14 protein-coding genes are annotated in these 16,668 nt (G+C 62.3%); 7 read left to right on the forward strand and 7 right to left on the reverse strand.

The window, feature by feature from the left end; genetic code table 11:
* Window positions 1–7 precede the first annotated feature (7 nt).
* The 5 genes from dxs to JQ553_RS13535 all read right to left on the reverse strand — a co-directional run bounded on the left by dxs (window position 8) and on the right by JQ553_RS13535 (window position 6,316).
* Window positions 8–1,933, reverse strand: a complete 1,926-nt coding sequence (gene dxs, locus JQ553_RS13515) for a 1-deoxy-D-xylulose-5-phosphate synthase (RefSeq protein WP_212500467.1) — start codon at window positions 1,931–1,933, stop codon at window positions 8–10.
* A gap of 489 nt (window positions 1,934–2,422) precedes the next feature.
* Window positions 2,423–2,674 carry an exodeoxyribonuclease VII small subunit gene (locus JQ553_RS13520; protein WP_212500468.1) on the reverse strand — a complete coding sequence of 84 codons (252 nt, stop codon included), beginning with the start codon at window positions 2,672–2,674 and terminating at the stop codon, window positions 2,423–2,425.
* Window positions 2,675–2,803: 129 nt separating this feature from the next.
* A complete protein-coding gene (locus tag JQ553_RS13525) occupies window positions 2,804–3,730 on the reverse strand; it encodes a histone deacetylase family protein (RefSeq protein ID WP_212500469.1) in 927 nt (308 codons plus the stop codon).
* Between the two features lie 116 nt (window positions 3,731–3,846).
* The gene (locus JQ553_RS13530; RefSeq protein ID WP_212500470.1) at window positions 3,847–5,508 is read right to left on the reverse strand and encodes a bifunctional UDP-sugar hydrolase/5'-nucleotidase; all 1,662 of its coding nucleotides are present in this window, start codon (window positions 5,506–5,508) and stop codon (window positions 3,847–3,849) included.
* A 46-nt stretch (window positions 5,509–5,554) separates the two neighbouring features.
* Window positions 5,555–6,316, reverse strand: coding sequence for an enoyl-CoA hydratase-related protein (locus tag JQ553_RS13535; protein ID WP_212500471.1), 762 nt, complete (start codon window positions 6,314–6,316; stop codon window positions 5,555–5,557).
* Window positions 6,317–6,789: 473 nt separating this feature from the next.
* Between JQ553_RS13535 and paoA the strand changes: the two genes are divergently transcribed.
* From paoA to JQ553_RS13555, 4 genes are all read left to right on the forward strand, one after another.
* The gene (gene paoA / locus JQ553_RS13540; RefSeq protein ID WP_212500472.1) at window positions 6,790–7,434 is read left to right on the forward strand and encodes an aldehyde dehydrogenase iron-sulfur subunit PaoA; all 645 of its coding nucleotides are present in this window, start codon (window positions 6,790–6,792) and stop codon (window positions 7,432–7,434) included.
* The gene (locus tag JQ553_RS13545) at window positions 7,431–8,381 is read left to right on the forward strand and encodes a xanthine dehydrogenase family protein subunit M (RefSeq protein WP_212500473.1); all 951 of its coding nucleotides are present in this window, start codon (window positions 7,431–7,433) and stop codon (window positions 8,379–8,381) included. Before paoA ends, JQ553_RS13545 begins: the two co-directional genes overlap by 4 nt.
* Window positions 8,382–8,384: 3 nt before the next feature.
* Window positions 8,385–10,592: an aldehyde oxidoreductase molybdenum-binding subunit PaoC gene (gene paoC / locus JQ553_RS13550; protein WP_212500474.1), complete on the forward strand. Its 2,208-nt coding sequence runs from the start codon at window positions 8,385–8,387 to the stop codon at window positions 10,590–10,592.
* 261 nt (window positions 10,593–10,853) lie between these two features.
* Complete coding sequence (locus JQ553_RS13555) at window positions 10,854–12,443, forward strand: class I adenylate-forming enzyme family protein (protein ID WP_212500475.1); 1,590 nt, start codon at window positions 10,854–10,856, stop codon at window positions 12,441–12,443.
* 714 nt (window positions 12,444–13,157) lie between these two features.
* On the opposite strand, the gene JQ553_RS13560 is transcribed toward JQ553_RS13555, so the two are convergent.
* Window positions 13,158–13,721 (reverse strand): hemerythrin domain-containing protein, encoded by a 564-nt coding sequence (locus tag JQ553_RS13560; protein ID WP_212500476.1) that lies wholly within the window; start codon window positions 13,719–13,721, stop codon window positions 13,158–13,160.
* Between the two features lie 285 nt (window positions 13,722–14,006).
* Window positions 14,007–14,378 (reverse strand): globin domain-containing protein, encoded by a 372-nt coding sequence (locus JQ553_RS13565; protein WP_249144269.1) that lies wholly within the window; start codon window positions 14,376–14,378, stop codon window positions 14,007–14,009.
* A gap of 591 nt (window positions 14,379–14,969) precedes the next feature.
* Here JQ553_RS13565 and JQ553_RS13570 point away from each other — a divergent pair.
* The 3 genes from JQ553_RS13570 to JQ553_RS13580 all read left to right on the forward strand — a co-directional run bounded on the left by JQ553_RS13570 (window position 14,970) and on the right by JQ553_RS13580 (window position 16,611).
* A complete protein-coding gene (locus JQ553_RS13570; RefSeq protein ID WP_212500477.1) occupies window positions 14,970–15,560 on the forward strand; it encodes a histidine phosphatase family protein in 591 nt (196 codons plus the stop codon).
* Window positions 15,561–15,735: 175 nt separating this feature from the next.
* Complete coding sequence (locus JQ553_RS13575; RefSeq protein WP_212500478.1) at window positions 15,736–16,083, forward strand: hypothetical protein; 348 nt, start codon at window positions 15,736–15,738, stop codon at window positions 16,081–16,083.
* A gap of 252 nt (window positions 16,084–16,335) precedes the next feature.
* Window positions 16,336–16,611 carry a hypothetical protein gene (locus JQ553_RS13580; protein ID WP_212500479.1) on the forward strand — a complete coding sequence of 92 codons (276 nt, stop codon included), beginning with the start codon at window positions 16,336–16,338 and terminating at the stop codon, window positions 16,609–16,611.
* Window positions 16,612–16,668 lie beyond the last annotated feature (57 nt).

Raw genomic sequence — 16,668 nt, forward strand, 5'->3', positions numbered from 1 at the left:
CGGGCGGTTACGCGAGCTTGACGGTCTCGGCCTTGAACTCCTTGCCAAGGGTTTCGAATACCTTGGCAACGATGCTCTTTGCGTCGAGGCCTGCGCGGGCATACATCTGCGCCGGCGTATCGTGGTCGAGGAACACGTCGGGCAGGATCATCGAGCGCATGCGCAAGCCGCCGTCCAGCATGCCGTTGTCGGAGAGCAACTGCATGACATGGGAACCGAAACCGCCGATCGAGCCTTCCTCGATGGTGATCAGGATCTCGTGCTCGCGCGCAAGCTTCATGATCATGTCGACATCGAGCGGCTTCATGAAGCGCGCGTCCGCGATCGTGGCGGAGAGGCCGTGGGCGGCAAGCTCGTCCGCCGCCTTCTCGCACTCGGCGAGACGGGTACCGAAGGAGAGCAGGGCGACCTTCTTGCCCTCGCGGATGATGCGGCCCTTGCCGATCGGCAGCGGAACGCCGACTTCCGGCATCTCGACGCCGCGGCCTTCGCCGCGCGGATAGCGCACCGCGCTCGGACGGTCGCTGATCGCGACCTGTGTCGCCACCATGTGCACGAGTTCGGCCTCGTCGGCCGCCGCCATGATCACGAAGTTAGGCAGACAGCCGAGATAGGCGTTGTCGAAGGAGCCGGCATGGGTGGCGCCGTCGGCGCCGACCAGGCCCGCACGGTCGATCGCGAAGCGGACCGGCAGACTCTGGATCGCGACGTCATGGACCACCTGGTCATAGCCGCGCTGCAGGAAGGTCGAATAGATCGCGCAGAACGGCTTGTAGCCTTCGCTGGCGAGGCCCGCCGCGAACGTCACCGCGTGCTGCTCGGCGATGCCGACGTCGAAGGTGCGGTCCGGGAACGCCTTGTTGAAGATGTCGATGCCGGTGCCGGAGGGCATCGCGGCGGTGATGCCGACAATCTTGTCGTCCTTCTCGGCTTCCTTGGCGAGGCTCTGGCCGAACACGTTCTGATAGGCGGGCGCGTTCGGCTTGGCCTTCGCCTGGGCGCCGGTCGCGACGTCGAACTTCACCACCGCGTGATATTTGTCGGCGGACGCCTCGGCGGGCGGATAGCCCTTGCCCTTCTGCGTCACGACATGGACCAGGATCGGGCCGGTCTCCATGTCGCGGACGTTCTTCAGCACCGGCAGCAGGTGGTCGAGATTGTGCCCGTCGATGGGCCCGACATAGTAGAACCCGAGTTCCTCGAACAGCGTGCCGCCGTCCATCATGAAGCCGCGGGAGTATTCCTCGACGCGGTTGGCGCGGTTGGCGATCACCTTCGGCAGATGCTGGTTGATCTGCTTGGCGGCCTCGCGCAGCGAGCGGTAGGTCTTGCCGGAATAGAGGCGCGACAGATAGGCGCTCATTGCGCCGACCGGCGGCGCGATCGACATGTCATTGTCGTTGAGGATCACGATCAGGCGCGAATTCATCGCGCCAGCGTTGTTCATGGCCTCATAGGCCATGCCGGCCGACATCGCACCGTCGCCGATCACGGCAATGACGTTGTTCTTGGCGCCCGAGAGGTCGCGGGCCACCGCCATGCCGAGACCGGCCGAGATCGAGGTCGAGGAATGCGCGGCCCCGAACGGATCGTAGTCGCTTTCGGCGCGCTTGGTGAAGCCCGACAGGCCACCGCCGGTGCGCAGCGTGCGGATGCGGTCGCGCCGTCCGGTCAGGATCTTGTGCGGATAGGCCTGGTGGCCGACGTCCCAGATCAATCGGTCGCGCGGCGTGTCGAAGGTGTAGTGGATCGCCGTTGTCAGTTCGACCACGCCGAGGCCTGCGCCGAAATGCCCGCCGGTCACCGAGACCGCGTCGATAGTTTCCTGGCGCAACTCGTCGGCAACCTGCCGCACTTGCTCGATCTTGAGCTTGCGCAGGTCTTCCGGTGTGCGAATAGTATCAAGAAGCGGCGTTTTGCTATATGTGGTCACAGCGACATTCCAATTTTCCAGGTCGGAGCCTTCGCTCCGACGCGAGATGGGTTGCGCGCTCACCGCGCAGCGAAAAAGCCGGACACTGGGTGCCGTCCTGGCAGGCCGGTGCCCGAGTGAAAGCCTAGTGGTACTTCCGGATTGCACCCCGCGATGTCCGTCGCGTCGGTGCCTCATTCCCGTCCCGGTTCAGTCTTCTCGAACCATTCGAAGCGCTTGCCGCCGGAAGAATTTGGCCGCCCGCCGCCCTCAAATGCCCATAGAACCGAAACCTTTACACTAAAGCGGTGGCCAAAGCCAACCCGCAGGCACAATCGGGTTCCCGCCGCCGGAACACGAAAACGCCAAATTTTTCAACGTGAAAAGCGGCCGGAGGTTCCACCCCGCCCGTTTTGACGGCAGATTTGATCGGCCGAAAGCGCCGCGCGGAGAGCCGATCGCCGGCCGTGAGGTTCGGCCGGTCGAAGCGAAGTGCTCCCGCTTGCAACGTTACTGCACGTCCAGCGGCTCGGTGCCGGTCGCCTGGCCGGAAGCGTCGGTGGTGATTTTGTCGACCCGTGCTTCGGCCTGGCGAAGCAGTTCCTCACAGCGTCGCTTCAGCGATTCGCCGCGCTCATAGATCGCGACCGATTCCTCAAGCGGGACCTTGCCGTCCTCGAGCCGCTTCACGATCGATTCCAGTTCCTCGATGGCGCGTTCGAAGGAAAGCTTCTGGACGTCGACTTGGGTGATTTCGGCCATTTCATGTTCCCGGTTACGCAGGTCAGTTTGAGCATGATCCGATCCGGAAAAACCGGCTTCTACTTTTCCGGATCATGCTGCCTGAGCGCGGAATCAAACGAATTTTTGCGGGCGTATTGTGGCGGCGATTCAAGCGCCCATCAATGCGGTGACGTGGGAAGCCACCGACTCTTTCAGCCCCTCCAGGTCGTAGCCGCCCTCGAGCACCGAGACCACGCGACCCCCCGCGCGCTTGTCGGCGAGGTCCATCAGCTTGCGCGTTACCCAGCCGAAATCCTCGGCGTTCAAATTGATCGATGCCAGCGGATCGCGGTGGTGGGCGTCGAACCCTGCCGAGATGATCAGAAGCTCGGGCGAAAATTGTTGCAGCCGCGGCAGGATCAGATTCTCGAAGGCGGAGCGGAACTTGGCGCTGCCGTCTTCGGGAGCGAGCGGCGCGTTGACGACGGTGTCGTGCTCTCCGCGTTCGCCCTTGGCGCCGGTGCCGGGGAACAGCGGCATCTGGTGCGTCGAGCAGTACATCACGGTCGGATCGGACCAGAAGATGTCCTGAGTGCCGTTGCCGTGGTGGACATCGAAATCGATTACCGCGGCGCGCTTGATGCCGTATTTGCGCTGCGCATGGCGCGCGGCGATCGCGGCGTTGTCGAAGAAGCAGAAGCCCATCGGCGTCGATTTCTCGGCATGATGTCCGGGCGGGCGCACCGCGACGAAAGCGTTCGGGTGCTCGCCGGCCATGACTGCGTCGGTTGCCGCGACTGCGCCGCCAACGCCGCGCATCACCGCTTCCCAGGTGCCCGGCGACATCGACGTGTCGCCATCGATATAAATCATGCCGGAGGCCGGCGCGATGTGGCGGAGCTCGCCGACATAATGCTCGCCGTGGCAGAGCAGCACGGAATCGAGGCTGCCCTCCGGCGCCTCGCCGCGCACCAGCGGTTTGAAACGCTCTTCCGCCAGCACCTGATCGACCGCCCGCAGCCGGTCGGGCCTTTCCGGGTGTCCAGGTGGGGTGAGGTGGTCGAGGCAGGCAGAATGCGTCAGCAGCAGTGTCATGCAGAGTCCCGGCGCAAGCGGTGCGCGTTTGATCAATCGCCAATCTATCGCTTTTTGGCGGCGAGTGGAAACCGCTTCGCGCGACGAAATCACGTGAAGTACAACATTCTGAAACGTCAATTGATCCGCTGGATGCGCTGGCCCGCGGTCGGTCCGACCGGGCTGTTGTCTTTGAAATAGGCGAAAAGCGCATCGACGTCGTAGACGCCGAACCGCTGCGCCGTCCCTTGCGTGAACACCGTGAAGCCGTCACCGCCTTCCGCGAGGTAGTTGTTCACGGTGACACGATAATTCGCGGCCGGATCGATCGGCTTGCCCTCGAGCCACATTCTTTCCGCGATGATGCGATCTCCGTCCGGCTTGGCGGCGTCCCACGCATAGGCAAAGCCCTTGGAGACTTGCAGGACGCGTGCCCGCTTCGGATCGGTCCATTGCTGCTCGAGCATCTCCTTCAACTGCCTTCCCGTCAGCGTCATGGTCACGAGCTGGTTGCGGAACGGCTGGCTTGCGAAGATATCGGCATAGGTGACCGCGCCATCCTCGCGCCTGACGATGTCGGTGCGCACGCCGCCCGGATTGGTGAAGGCGATCACCGCGCCGCCCGTCGCCGCGGCGGCGGTTGCGGCGAGTTGCGCGTCGGCAACGATATCGCCGAGCGAGCTTTCGCCGGCCTCGTTCGGCGTGCGCGACAGCGTTTCCATCACCGCGCCTGCGGGGCGGTTGGCGAGCGGCGCCGCCAGCCGGTCATACGCTTCGAGCAGCGCACTCTGCTCGGGATCCTTGGCCGTGGTGGCAACGCGCACGATGGTGTTGGCAGCCTTGGCGCTGATTACGTCGCGCGTCCTGGGATCGAGCTGGACGTCGATCGCGGTGACCAGCGTGCCGTATTTGTCGGCCGAGGTGACGAGCCGTCCGTCGATCTCGCAGACATAGGCCTGATGGGTGTGGCCGGAAACCACGATGTCTACGGCGCGATCGAATTTCTTCACGATGTCGACGATCGGTCCGGAGATGCCAGGGCATTCATTGTAGTCGCCGGTCGGGAAGCCGCCCTCGTGAATCAGCACAACGATCGCCTCGACGCCGCGCGCCTTCAGTTCGGGGACCAGCGCGTTGACGGTCTCGGCCTCGTCGCGGAATTCGAGGTTCGCGACGCCGACCGGCGAGACCAGGTTCGGCGTGTTTTTTAGCGTCAGCCCGATGAAGGCGACCGGAATGCCGTCGAACTCCTTGATCTCGTAAGGTGGGAACAGCGTCGTGCCGGTGGCCTTCTCGATCGTGCTGGCGGCGAGATAGCGGAATTTGGCTCCTGTGAAGGGATGCGGTCCCTGGCATTTGTCGACCGGATTGCAGCCACCGTTCTGCATCCGCAGCAGTTCGTCCTTGCCCTCGTCGAACTCGTGATTGCCGACCGAGGAGATCGCGAGCCCCATCATCGACAGCGACTCGATGGTAGGCTCGTCGTGGAACATCGCCGACAGGAACGGGCTCGCGCCGATCAGGTCGCCGGCGGCGACGAAGATATTGTTCTTGTGCCCTTCGCGCAGTTGCTTGACGAGGGTTGCCATGCGCTCGGAGCCCCCGGCGGGCACCACGATCTTCTTGGTCCTGTCCTCGGGATCGGTGATGCGGATGCCGCCCGGCGGCGGCCGCAAATAGCCGTGAAAGTCGTTGATCGCGAGAATGCGCAAATCGACGGGTGCCGCGGTCTGCGCCAGGCAGGGGCCGGCAAGTGACAGCATCGCGGCGGCGACAAGCGAAAGGCGGGAGCGTCTCATCAGGCGACCTTCGGGCGGCGGCGCAACATTTTTGCGACGCGGCTGTTCACTCCTTCGTGCGCGCAATGAACGCCCTGAAGGCGGAGACGGCGTCGCTCGAGCGCATGCGCTCGGTGAACAAGTGGTTTTCCTGGTCGATCCGGCGGGTGACATCCTCGGGCGGCAGCCTGATCAGGCGACGCGAGATCGCGACCGCCTCCGCCGGCAGCGTGCAAATCTCACGCGCCACCTTGTGCGCCTCGACCTCGGCATGGCCCGGCGCCACCACCGTGTTGACGAAGCCGGCGACACGCGCGTCGTCGGCCGTCATGGTGCGACCCATCACCAGCATCGCAAATGCCCGCTGGTGGCCCATGCTACGGGGCATCAGCAGGCTGGAGGCGCCCTCGGGCACGAGGCCGAAATTGCTGAACGGGGTCGAGAACAGCGCTGTTTTGGTGGCGAGCACGTAATCGCAGTGGAACAGCATGGTCGTGCCGATGCCAATCGCAACGCCGTCGACGGCCGCGATGATCGGCTTGACGTTGTGGGCAAGCGAATAGAGGAACTTGACCAGGTTGGAGACGCGCGGCGGATCGCCTTGCGAGGAGCCCTCGTTCAGGAGGTCCTCGATATCGTTGCCCGCGGTGAACACGCCGGAGCCGCCGGTGACGATAAGGCAGCGGATCTTGGGATTGTTCTGCGCCTTGTCGATCGCGTCGCTCATCGCGCGATACATATCCTGGGTGATCGCGTTCTTCTTTTCCGGCCGACGCAGCTTGATCAGGCGCGTGGCGCCTTCATCGGTCACGATCACATGCGCAGTCATCACATGGTCCCTGGGCGGGCGGCGTCGCCGCCGCCGGTTAAGGTCGTGCCCGTATCCTACATGATCCGCTGCATGCCCCAAGTATTCCGGGCAGCTTTTCCTCTCAGGCGTGCATGAGTACGACGCAGGCCAGTTAACCGGAATTTACCATTCGGGGGCAGGCGGACGGTTGGTCGCGCGGGCCGCGAACTCGTAAGAAAATATTCCGCAAATGGCATCAACCCCGGATCAGCGTGCGCAGCCCGGACAGGGGCCGCGACATCCGGGGCTCGAGTCGCCGCGATCCCACATGTCGCTTCGCTCATGCAGGTCATCTCTTGGCTCATACAGCCTCGCGAATTGTTTAGCATCGCATCAGAAACAATCCGCCTCTCGGGGCATTCATGATTCCGGTTAATCATCCATGCCGAGTTCGGCCGCTCATCGCCGTCGGGTTGGTGCTCGGTTCCCATGGAGTGCATGAGGAGAGCGGCATGCAAATATCCGGTCGTTTGGAACTATCGCGGCGCCATTTGTTGATTGTGGGAGCCGCCTCGCTTGGCGCGTCCGCAATGCGGCCTGCGCCCTCAGTCGCGGCCGATCAATATGCGCCGACCGGAGCGCCCATGATGACCAGAGTATCCTTTGACGTGAACGGCAAGACGCACGCGCTCGAACTCGATACAAGAACCACATTGCTCGACGCGCTGCGCGAGCACCTGCATTTGACCGGCACCAAGAAGGGCTGTGACCACGGCCAGTGTGGCGCATGCACCGTCATCGTCGATGGAAGGCGGATCAATTCGTGCCTGACGCTCGCGGTCATGCACGAGGGCGACGAGATCACGACGATCGAGGGACTGGGCAAGCCGGACACGTTGCATCCGATGCAGGCCGCCTTCGTCAAGCATGACGGCTATCAATGCGGCTATTGCACGCCTGGCCAGATTTGCTCGGCGGTTGCCGTGCTCGACGAGATCAAGGCAGGCATCCCAAGCCACGTGACTGATGACCTCAACGCGCCACTGCGTTTGACCAATGCCGAACTTCGCGAGCGCATGAGCGGCAACATCTGCCGCTGCGGGGCCTATTCCAACATTGCGGAAGCGATTAGCGAGGTCGCCGGGAGGAGCGCATGAGATCCTTTACCTACGAGCGGGCACACTCTCCCGCCGAAGCCGCCGGCGTGGCCGCACGCACCACCGGCGCCAAGTTCATTGCCGGCGGAACCAACCTGCTCGACCTGATGAAGCTCGAGATCGAGACGCCGGCGCATCTGATCGACGTCAATGGTCTCGCGCTCGATAGGATCGAGCCGACGCCGGATGGCGGCCTGCGGATCGGTGCGCTGGTGCGCAACACCGATCTGGCGGCGGATGCGCGCGTGCGCCGCGACTATGGCGTGCTGTCGCGAGCGCTGCTCGCCGGCGCGTCCGGCCAGTTGCGCAACAAGGCGACGACGGCAGGCAATCTGTTGCAGCGGACACGCTGTCCCTATTTCTATGACACCAACATGCCCTGCAACAAGCGCAACCCCGGCAGCGGCTGCGCGGCGATCGGCGGCTTCAGCCGCCAGCACGCGGTGATCGGCGCGAGCGACGCCTGCATCGCGACCCATCCGAGCGACATGGCGGTCGCGATGCGCGCGCTCGATGCGACGGTGGAAACAGTGAAGGCCGACGGCACCACGCGAAGCCTCCCGATTGCTGAACTCCATCGCCTGCCAGGAGACACCCCGGAGATCGAGACCGCGCTGCAGCCTGGCGATCTGATCACCGCCGTTTTGCTGCCGAAGCCGGTCGGCGGCGCACAGGCCTACCGAAAGGTCCGCGACCGCGCCTCCTATGCCTTCGCGCTGGTTTCGGTCGCCGCGATCGTGCAGCGCGACGGCTCGGGCCGGGTCGCGCTCGGTGGCGTCGCGCCCAAGCCGTGGCGCGTCGAGGCGGCCGAGGCGGAGTTGCCGCGTGGCGGCAAGGCCGTGGCTGCGCGCCTGTTCGCCGACGCCAAGCCGACACAGGACAACGCATTCAAGTTGCTGCTCGCCGAACGAACGCTGTCGGCTGTGCTGCGCGAAGCAAGGGCCTAGACCATGCGATTCGAACATCCCGCCACCTTCAATCCGATCGACCAGCTCAAGGTGATCGGCCATCCGACCAGCCGGATCGAGGGGCCGCTGAAGACCACAGGCACCGCGTCCTATGCCTATGAGCGGCACGATGTCGCGCCGAACCAGGCCTACGGCTATGTGATCGGCTCCTCGATCGCCAAAGGGCGGATCGCCGCGATCGACCTCGAGGCGGCAAAGGCGGCGCCCGGCGTGCTCGCGATCGTTACGGCTGACAATGCGGGCAGGCTGGAGAAGGGGGAGCGGAATGCGGCGCCGCTGCTCGGCGGACCGGAGATCGCGCATTATCACCAGGCGGTCGCCATCGTCGTAGCGGACAGTTTTGAGCGGGCGCGCGCCGCGGCGCAGCTTGTTCGCGTCGATTACGTGAAGGCCGACGGCAAATTCGATCTCGCCGCGATCCTCGACACGGCCAGCACCCCCAAGCCTCAGTTTGGCGGCCCGGCCGACACCGCCGTCGGCGATTTCGCCTCGGCCTTCGCCGCGGCACCGGTGCAACTCGACGCGACCTACACGACGCCCGATCAGGCGCATGCCATGATGGAGCCGCATGCCACGATCGCGGCGTGGGACGGCGACCGAGTGACGCTATGGACCTCCAACCAGATGATCGCCTGGGGCGCCGACGACATGGCGAAGACGCTCGGAATCCCCAAGGAGAATGTTCGCCTGATATCGCCCTATATCGGCGGTGGTTTCGGCGGCAAACTGTTTCTGCGGGCCGATGTGCTGCTCGCAGCCCTCGGCGCGCGCGCCGCCGGGCGCTCGGTCAAGGTGGCGCTGCAACGCCCACTAATGTTCAACAACACCACACACCGGCCGGCCACGATCCAGCGCATTCGCATCGGCGCCGAACGCGACGGCAGGATTACCGCGATCGGCCATGAAAGCTGGTCCGGCAACGTCAAGGGCGGCGAGCCAGAGACGGCCGTCAGCCAGACGAGGCTGCTCTATGCGGGCGCCAATCGGATGAGCGCGATGCGGCTTTCGGAGCTCGACCTGCCCGAAGGCAATGCCATGCGCGCTCCGGGGGAGGCCTCGGGCATGATGGCGCTCGAGGTCGCGATCGACGAACTCGCCGAAAAGCTCGGCATGGATCCGGTTGCGCTGCGCATCAACAACGACACACAGGTCGATCCGGAACATCCGGAGCGGCGGTTCTCGCAGCGTCAGCTCGTGGAGTGCATGCGCGAGGGCGCCGAACGCTTCGGCTGGAGCCGGCGCAACCCGCAGCCCGGCCAGGTCCGTGATGGAGGCTGGCTGGTCGGCATGGGCATCGCAGCCGCCTTCCGCAACAACCTGGTGACGAAATCGGCGGCGCGCGTGCGCCTCGACCAGAGCGGGGCGGTGACGGTCGAAACCGATATGACTGATATCGGCACCGGCTCCTACACCATCATCGCGCAGACGGCGGCCGAGATGATGGGCGTGCCGCTGGAGAAAGTGATCGTTCGGCTCGGCGACTCCGACTTCCCGGTCTCCTGTGGATCCGGCGGCCAGTGGGGCGGCAACAATTCCACCGCCGGCGTCTATGCCGCCTGCATGAAGCTGCGCGAGACCATCGCGCAGAAGCTCGGCTTCAACTCCGCCGAGGCGGCGTTTTCCGACGGCGTGGTCAGCTCGGGCAATCGCAGCGTGCCGCTGGCGCAGGCGGCCGGCGAGGGCGGCATCATGGCGGAAGATGCGATCGAGTATGGCGACCTCGCCAAGACCTATCAGCAATCGACATTCGGCGCGCATTTTGTTGAGGTCGGCGTTGACGCTGCGACGGCCGAGATCCGCGTGCGGCGCATGCTCGCGGTCTGTGCCGCCGGCCGCATCCTGAATCCGAAGGCGGCGCGCAGCCAGGTGATCGGTGCGATGACGATGGGCGTTGGCGCGGCGCTGATGGAGGCTCTCGTGGTCGACAAGCGTCACGGCTTCTTCGTCAACCACGACCTCGCCGGCTACGAGGTGCCTGTGCATGCCGACATCCCGCATCTGGACATGATCTTTCTCGACGAGACCGATCCGATGTCATCGCCGATGAAGGCCAAGGGTGTCGGCGAGCTCGGCATCTGCGGCGCCGCCGCGGCGGTCGCCAATGCGGTCTATAATGCGACGGGCATCCGCGTGCGCGAGTATCCGATCACGCTCGACAAGTTGATTGAGCGGATGCCGGAGGTCGGATGAGAGGCGGCAGCTTTTGTCTGCCGGAACTTGGATGCCCGGCTTCGGCCGCAAAACCGATAGTCGCACGTGATCACGGATATGTTCCGCTTTTCGAGCTTGGTGGGCTCGGGCCTTAACAGACCCACCCCAGCCTTCGTCCGGCTCTAACATCGAAGTGACATCGCATGTCTTACAGATGCAATAATTTTTCGCGAACTGAAATCGCTCGGTAACGGGACCTGCGCAGCTTGGAGTCTCCTCGTCACATAGGAGATTCCCAATATGGTGCGCCCGACCGAAGTCTTGATGCAACAGGCAAAGTCTCGGCCCCAAGGCGCGGCCTTCACCTTTCAAGAACGCGTGTGGACCTACCATAGGCTTGCTCACGAATCCGAGTGTGTTGCGCGAGGACTTGCGGCAATCGGTGTCAAGGCCGGCGACCGCGTTGTGCTGCATATGATGAACCGGCCCGAAATGCTGGTTGCCTATTATGCATGTTTCAGGCTGGGCGCGATTGCGGCGCCGCTTCGCACTGCGTTTAGGTTTGCCGAGCTCGCGCCGATGCTGCAGCGACTGCAGCCCGCGCTCTATATCGGCCAATCCTCTCTCTACCCCAATGTTGAGGCGGTCGATGCCGCGATCCTTCCTCACGAGAGACGCGTCATCCTTGATGACGCCGACGGAACGCATGGCGTGCAGCCGTGGGAGGTTCTGCAACAATTCGCGGGTGCGGAGCTGCCTATTCCCCCCTCAAGTGAGCCCGCGGTGCTGATCAATACCTCCGGAAGCACCGGCCAGCCCAAATTCGTCATGCATACGCAGGATACGCTTGCTGCAATGACGCCTCTTCTTGGTAAGCATTTTGACTTCTCGGCGAACGACGTCATCATTTCGCCGTTGCAGTTGGCCCATGGCAGCGGCCTCTTCTGCTCGCTGAGCTTTGTCCAGGCAGGCCTGCCCTTTGTCATGCTCCAGACGGCAGATCCCGACGGGATCCTTGACAGTATCGAACGCTATCGGGCGACATGGCTGCTCGGCTTCCCCTACCAATATGCAGGGTTGCTCGAGGCGCAGCAGGCAAGGCCCCGCGACGTGTCGTCGCTCCGGATTTGCCTGACCGGAGCCGACACTTGTCCGGTCGATCTGCAGAATCGGGTCTCGGCAGCGTTGGGAGCGCCTCTCTATAATGTCTGGGCGTCCACCGAGGTGGTAGGCCAGTTGACCTATGGACGGCAACCCGGACCCGTGGTTCGCATCACCAAGGACGCCCAGATCCGGCTTGTCGACGAGTACGGCGTCGACGTTGCGCACGGTGAGATCGGCGAACTCCTGATCCGCGGCAAGAATGTTTTCGTCGGTTACTGGAACGATCCGGCGGCGACTGCCCAAAGCCTCAAGGACGGCTGGTATCATACCGGCGACCTCATGAGACGCGGGCACGGCGATGAGCTCTGGTTCGTATCGCGCAAGAAGGACATCATCATTCGTGGCGGCACCAATATCTCGCCTGCGGAGGTGGAGGAAGCATTGGTAGCCTGCCATCCGGCCGTGGTGGAGGCGGCTGTCGTCGGCAAGCCCGATCCGGTGCTCGGCCAGCGCGTATTCGGTTTTGTCAGGCTCACGGAGGGCGCCAACGAACGTATTGTCGCCGAGATTCTTCAAAATGTGGGGAAACGCCTTGCGCCCTTCAAGGTACCTGAAGGTCTTCGGGTGATCGATGCGTTGCCGCGCAATGCGCTGAGCAAGGTCGACCGCAGGGCGTTGGAGAAATTGATTGCCGAAGATGAGAGCACTGCTGGCTCTCGCTCCGCAGCGGTGTCTTCGCGCGCGGGCGGCGGGCTGCCCGCACGTCGCATCGCGCAAAAGAGATAATTCGCGCGGGCGAGAGACCAAGTGACACGGCAATGGCGTGGCTGCCTGCTACTGTCGTGTCACCTCCCGTCTCACTCACTGATTTGCCCGACGAGGCAAGTGCGCGCGGCAAAAATATTGTGCTTCCCCTCCGACCCCAAATCAGTGGTCTAATAGCGCATCCCACCCGGTAAGAGGGGCGGATCGCGATCGTCACGAACGTGGTGTGGGATGCGGTGGACGCGAAGCGCGCGAACGACGAGCATGCGCAGCGCGGACGGCGAAGTCGTGTGGTTCTTACGCCGCGACGCTGGCGGAAAGTTCGTGGAGAGGCCAACGCCTCTTGCGGATGACGGTGGCAAAAAAGCCCGCTCACCGGGAAGAGCGCGAAGTAAGCCGTAAACCATCGCGCAGGGAAAGTATTGTCATAAAAAGCATATATAAATCAATTAGATAGATCTTTTGTATCGTCATTTGTGTCGCGATCCGCGCGCTGAGGCGATCCCCAGCTTTTCGAGCACTGATCCTGCCCCGCTTCGCGGGGACGGACGCCCTTCGCCTCTGGCGATCGTGGCCCGTGGCCGCCTGTGCGCTGGCGCGGCCTGGCTCAGCGTCCTGCAGCCCGCGCGTTGTACGGCCCTTCCTGCGGCCTCGCCCCTGACGCCTTGCGCCGCCGCTCCCGGTGCGCGCTGCCTGCCGTCCCGTGAGGTCGAGCTATCGGGGTGCGAGTCTCGACTAATGTCGTGCGGCTTCAGCCTCTCGTTCCAACTGCAAAATGCGCGCTCGTAGCGCGCTGAAGGTTTCTTCGGCAGCCTCGTGGAACAGCGGATCCTCAGGATCGATTGAGGCCGAAGCGATCTCCGTCCAATCTTGAGCCTCTAAAGCCTTGAGGGCGACAGGAAAGAAATCACGATCTTCCATCATAATGTGACGCCGCTCGCTCTCTATGAAATCGCGAACGACCTGGTCCACATTTTGGCGCGGGATTTCACGATCCGCGAGGACACGATGGACTGCTTGACCAACGCGGCGCAAACGCTCAGCCGCTTTTTGGTGCTCGAGTGTGAGCTCACCGACCTTTGCAGCCGCGGCGGGATCGCGAAGTTTTAGCTTGGCAAACACCAACTCTTCTAGCGGGTGGTGATACAACTCAGGATAGAGTTCGAAATAGTAGATAATCCCGCGAATGACCTGATAGTCAGGGCGGTCCCCGCGATCGAAAATCTCTAGTTCGTGCTCGAGGACGGCGAGCAGCGTCTCAACATTGCGATGCTCTCGGGATAAGCGCTCAATGATCATTGCAGCCTCTGATGAAGCACTGAGAGACAGCCAAATTAGGGTGAAATCATCTAGGCTTCTTGTGCTAGATCAAACCCTGGTCCAAAAAGGCGATGTCGTCGAAAGGATCAATGGGTCAAGATGTCTTTCCTGATACACCCGCACTCCCGTTTGGTTCTGGACGTCATCGTCTTTGGCCCAAAGCGGCGATCCCGGATCGTCCGCTCTCGCGTCCCTGTTGGGGCTAAGCAGAAACCTCCCTGACGATCTAGATCTCTACGGCCGCGCGCTGCATCTCGATCTGCACTATGGCGTAGAGTGCCGTACAGGCTTCCCGCAGCTCCGGGGTGAACGACACACCGAACGGCAATCAAGGCTCCAGATCAACGCCTCGCCCATTGCGACATGTTGTGATGGCTGAACGCCAAATCTGGCGTGCCTGCGACCTGAATTCGTAACCAGCGATTGGAACAGCGGATGCTCGTCGAGCGAGCCGACCAGCGCCGCGATCATGTCCATCAGCTTGATCCGCTGTCGCTCCATGTCGCCTGCGAACAGGTCTCTTGCACCGGGGGCTAGTTCGAAGAACCGGCTGTAACACAGGTCGGCGATGTCGCGATGCATCGGCCACATCGCATCGAACGATTTCCTTATGAGATCGACCTGCTCAGGCGTCATTGATCAGACGAGAAGGCTCGTAAAGAATTGCTCCGTTACCTCGCTGACTGACGGCTCCTTCTCGTCGGAGGTGACGACCGTGACAAATTCGTTCTTGCAGTTCCAGCAGTGCCAAAGATCATGAACTTCCCGTGCATTGACACGTTCATGCCACTCGAGGTGGACTAACCCAGAACCACACCGAGGACATTCTTCGCGAGGTGTTTTTGAGATCGACGACATGTAGAACCTCCCTCGCTTCTTATGTGCAGCGTACCGTTCCGGGAAGTTTCGGACATGATCTGTATCAAGAGTGCTCGTTTTGATGGATGAGCGACGTGGCAAGTCCCTGCTGCCGGGAGGTGGAGCGTAGCCGCCTCTTATCTCCACGCGAAAACTCCTAAGGAACATCGGTCACCATCTGTGACCTAGTTGCACCCGACCATTCTTGGCCGGGGTCCTTCCAATCGGATCGATGAACGCGGGGTACGCGCGACTGCACCTATCGAGGATATTTGTTGCGAGAAAATCCCCGGTTGCAGTTGCGGGAAGACAGTGCGTCTTACTCGGCGTCAGCTATACTTTCCTTGAACCAAAAGCATCTGCAACCCAATGCTGACAAGTTCGAACCGGATAGCCCTCGTCCTCCTTTGTTTTGCGTCTTTACTAACGCAGTCGGCGGGATGGGCCTTTGCCAACGATGAGCAGATCTGGGCGGCGTTAAAGCGGGGTGGGACGGTCGTCCTCCTGCGCCACACTCACGTCGATATGCGAGAGGGGATAGGGCACCTCGCGCCCGGAAACTGTGCGGAGGAAATAAACCTTTCGTCCAGCGGCATAGATCAAGCCAAACGTATCGGAGAAGCCTTCCATGCTCACGGCATTGAGGTCGGGGAGGTCCTGACCAGCCCTTATTGCCGTTGCATCGATACCGGCAGGCTTGCATTCGGTCGCGCGACGCCTGTCCAATATCTGATGCCGCCAGGCGTTGTATCCGACACCCAAGCCAAGTTGAACCAAGAGCAGGTCTTGAAAGACATTCGGAACTATCGCTCCTCATCGAATTTGATGATGATCACCCACGATCTCAACATCTCCAACATTGTTCTTGAGCCATCAATCGCCATGGGTGACTTTTTCGTGCTTAGACCCAATGGAGCGGATTTCGACATCGTCGGTAAAATTCGCATAGGTGACAAGTAGCTTTACCTACACAAGCCTGCGCAGACGCCGCAGGCCGCCCCCTGGGGAGAACCTACTCCGTCGGCAAAGTCAGCGCTACCAGCGCTGATCCTTAACTTGGCCCGGCTTGGGTCTTGATACATGTCAAGGGGCGGTTCGTCGGTTGCCCTTTCTTTTTTCAAAAGGAAATAAGCCCATGAAACGCATGTTCGTTACCATCGCCATGATCCTTGCGGCATCAACACCAGCGTTCACTCAAAACACCGAACAGGAAAACAATGCGGCCATGGCTGCCGTGACCTACATGATCGCGCAGAAGCGCTGCAACCTGACCAGCGGGGAAGATGGCAAGCTTCGCGGAATGACCACCTCCGTGATCGAGGGCCAAGGCTTCAGCTGGGAAAAGGTGGTCTACGGTGAGAAGCCGATGATCAATGATTTCCTGAACGACAATCCGGTCTATGAGAAGGCTACCAAGAATGATCCTGCTGCCGTCAGGACCGTCTGCAATAGCGCGCGCTCCATGCTTGGCAGGAAGAAGTAGACCTTACGGTTTTCCGGCGGCAACATAATGACGGTCTATGACGGCGGGCGGCCGGAATGTCGGACGGTCCACGACGAACCGCTGACGCGTCGGCGCGCGAGACGCTTCAGCGTCGAAGGATGGGCGACCCCTCGCAAGCTTGGCTGGGTCCTCTGGGGCCTGCGGAAGACGCGGGGTCCGCGCGACCGCACCCTTTCAGCATATATGGAATTTTCGTTTTTCGACTTTCCTTTGCTGAATTATGCTCGCTACATGCGGCGCACTGATCTAGCCGAGGCGACGATGGAAGGCTGGGCGCGGCTCGACGAAGCGCAACGGCAGCGGTCTTTCATGGCGTTCGTGTCGGCGGCGATGCGGCTCGACAGGCTTGAGCTGCGCGCTTGGCTTTTGCGGCGGCTCAGAAATCCGCCGTTGGCCCCTCCGATCGATCCGGCTCGCTTGATGCTTGGGGATGTCGACATTGCCTTCATCCAGAGGACCGTGGGCGAAGCTGCCTGCGGGCCGGACAGGGACGAGGCTGGCGGCTAGCTAGAACCCGTAGCCCCAATGCTGTGGGCTCACTTCCGCTTTCGGCGGGATAGCGGA

The organism is Bradyrhizobium lablabi (genome assembly GCF_018131005.1).
Lineage (GTDB): Bacteria > Pseudomonadota > Alphaproteobacteria > Rhizobiales > Xanthobacteraceae > Bradyrhizobium > Bradyrhizobium lablabi_D.

Excerpts from the sequence above, each read along its gene's own strand:
- paoA (WP_212500472.1), top strand. The coding sequence starts at position 6,790 with ATGCAAATATCCGGTCGTTTGGAACTATCGCGGCGCCATTTGTTGATT.
- JQ553_RS13520 (WP_212500468.1), bottom strand. The coding sequence starts at position 2,674 with ATGGCCGAAATCACCCAAGTCGACGTCCAGAAGCTTTCCTTCGAACGC.
- JQ553_RS13570 (WP_212500477.1), top strand. The coding sequence starts at position 14,970 with ATGCTGACAAGTTCGAACCGGATAGCCCTCGTCCTCCTTTGTTTTGCG.
- JQ553_RS13555 (WP_212500475.1), top strand. The coding sequence starts at position 10,854 with ATGGTGCGCCCGACCGAAGTCTTGATGCAACAGGCAAAGTCTCGGCCC.
- JQ553_RS13535 (WP_212500471.1), bottom strand. The coding sequence starts at position 6,316 with ATGACTGCGCATGTGATCGTGACCGATGAAGGCGCCACGCGCCTGATC.
- JQ553_RS13560 (WP_212500476.1), bottom strand. The coding sequence starts at position 13,721 with ATGATCATTGAGCGCTTATCCCGAGAGCATCGCAATGTTGAGACGCTG.
- JQ553_RS13580 (WP_212500479.1), top strand. The coding sequence starts at position 16,336 with ATGCGGCGCACTGATCTAGCCGAGGCGACGATGGAAGGCTGGGCGCGG.
- JQ553_RS13565 (WP_249144269.1), bottom strand. The coding sequence starts at position 14,378 with ATGACGCCTGAGCAGGTCGATCTCATAAGGAAATCGTTCGATGCGATG.
- paoC (WP_212500474.1), top strand. The coding sequence starts at position 8,385 with ATGCGATTCGAACATCCCGCCACCTTCAATCCGATCGACCAGCTCAAG.
- JQ553_RS13525 (WP_212500469.1), bottom strand. The coding sequence starts at position 3,730 with ATGACACTGCTGCTGACGCATTCTGCCTGCCTCGACCACCTCACCCCA.
- JQ553_RS13575 (WP_212500478.1), top strand. The coding sequence starts at position 15,736 with ATGAAACGCATGTTCGTTACCATCGCCATGATCCTTGCGGCATCAACA.
- JQ553_RS13530 (WP_212500470.1), bottom strand. The coding sequence starts at position 5,508 with ATGAGACGCTCCCGCCTTTCGCTTGTCGCCGCCGCGATGCTGTCACTT.
- JQ553_RS13545 (WP_212500473.1), top strand. The coding sequence starts at position 7,431 with ATGAGATCCTTTACCTACGAGCGGGCACACTCTCCCGCCGAAGCCGCC.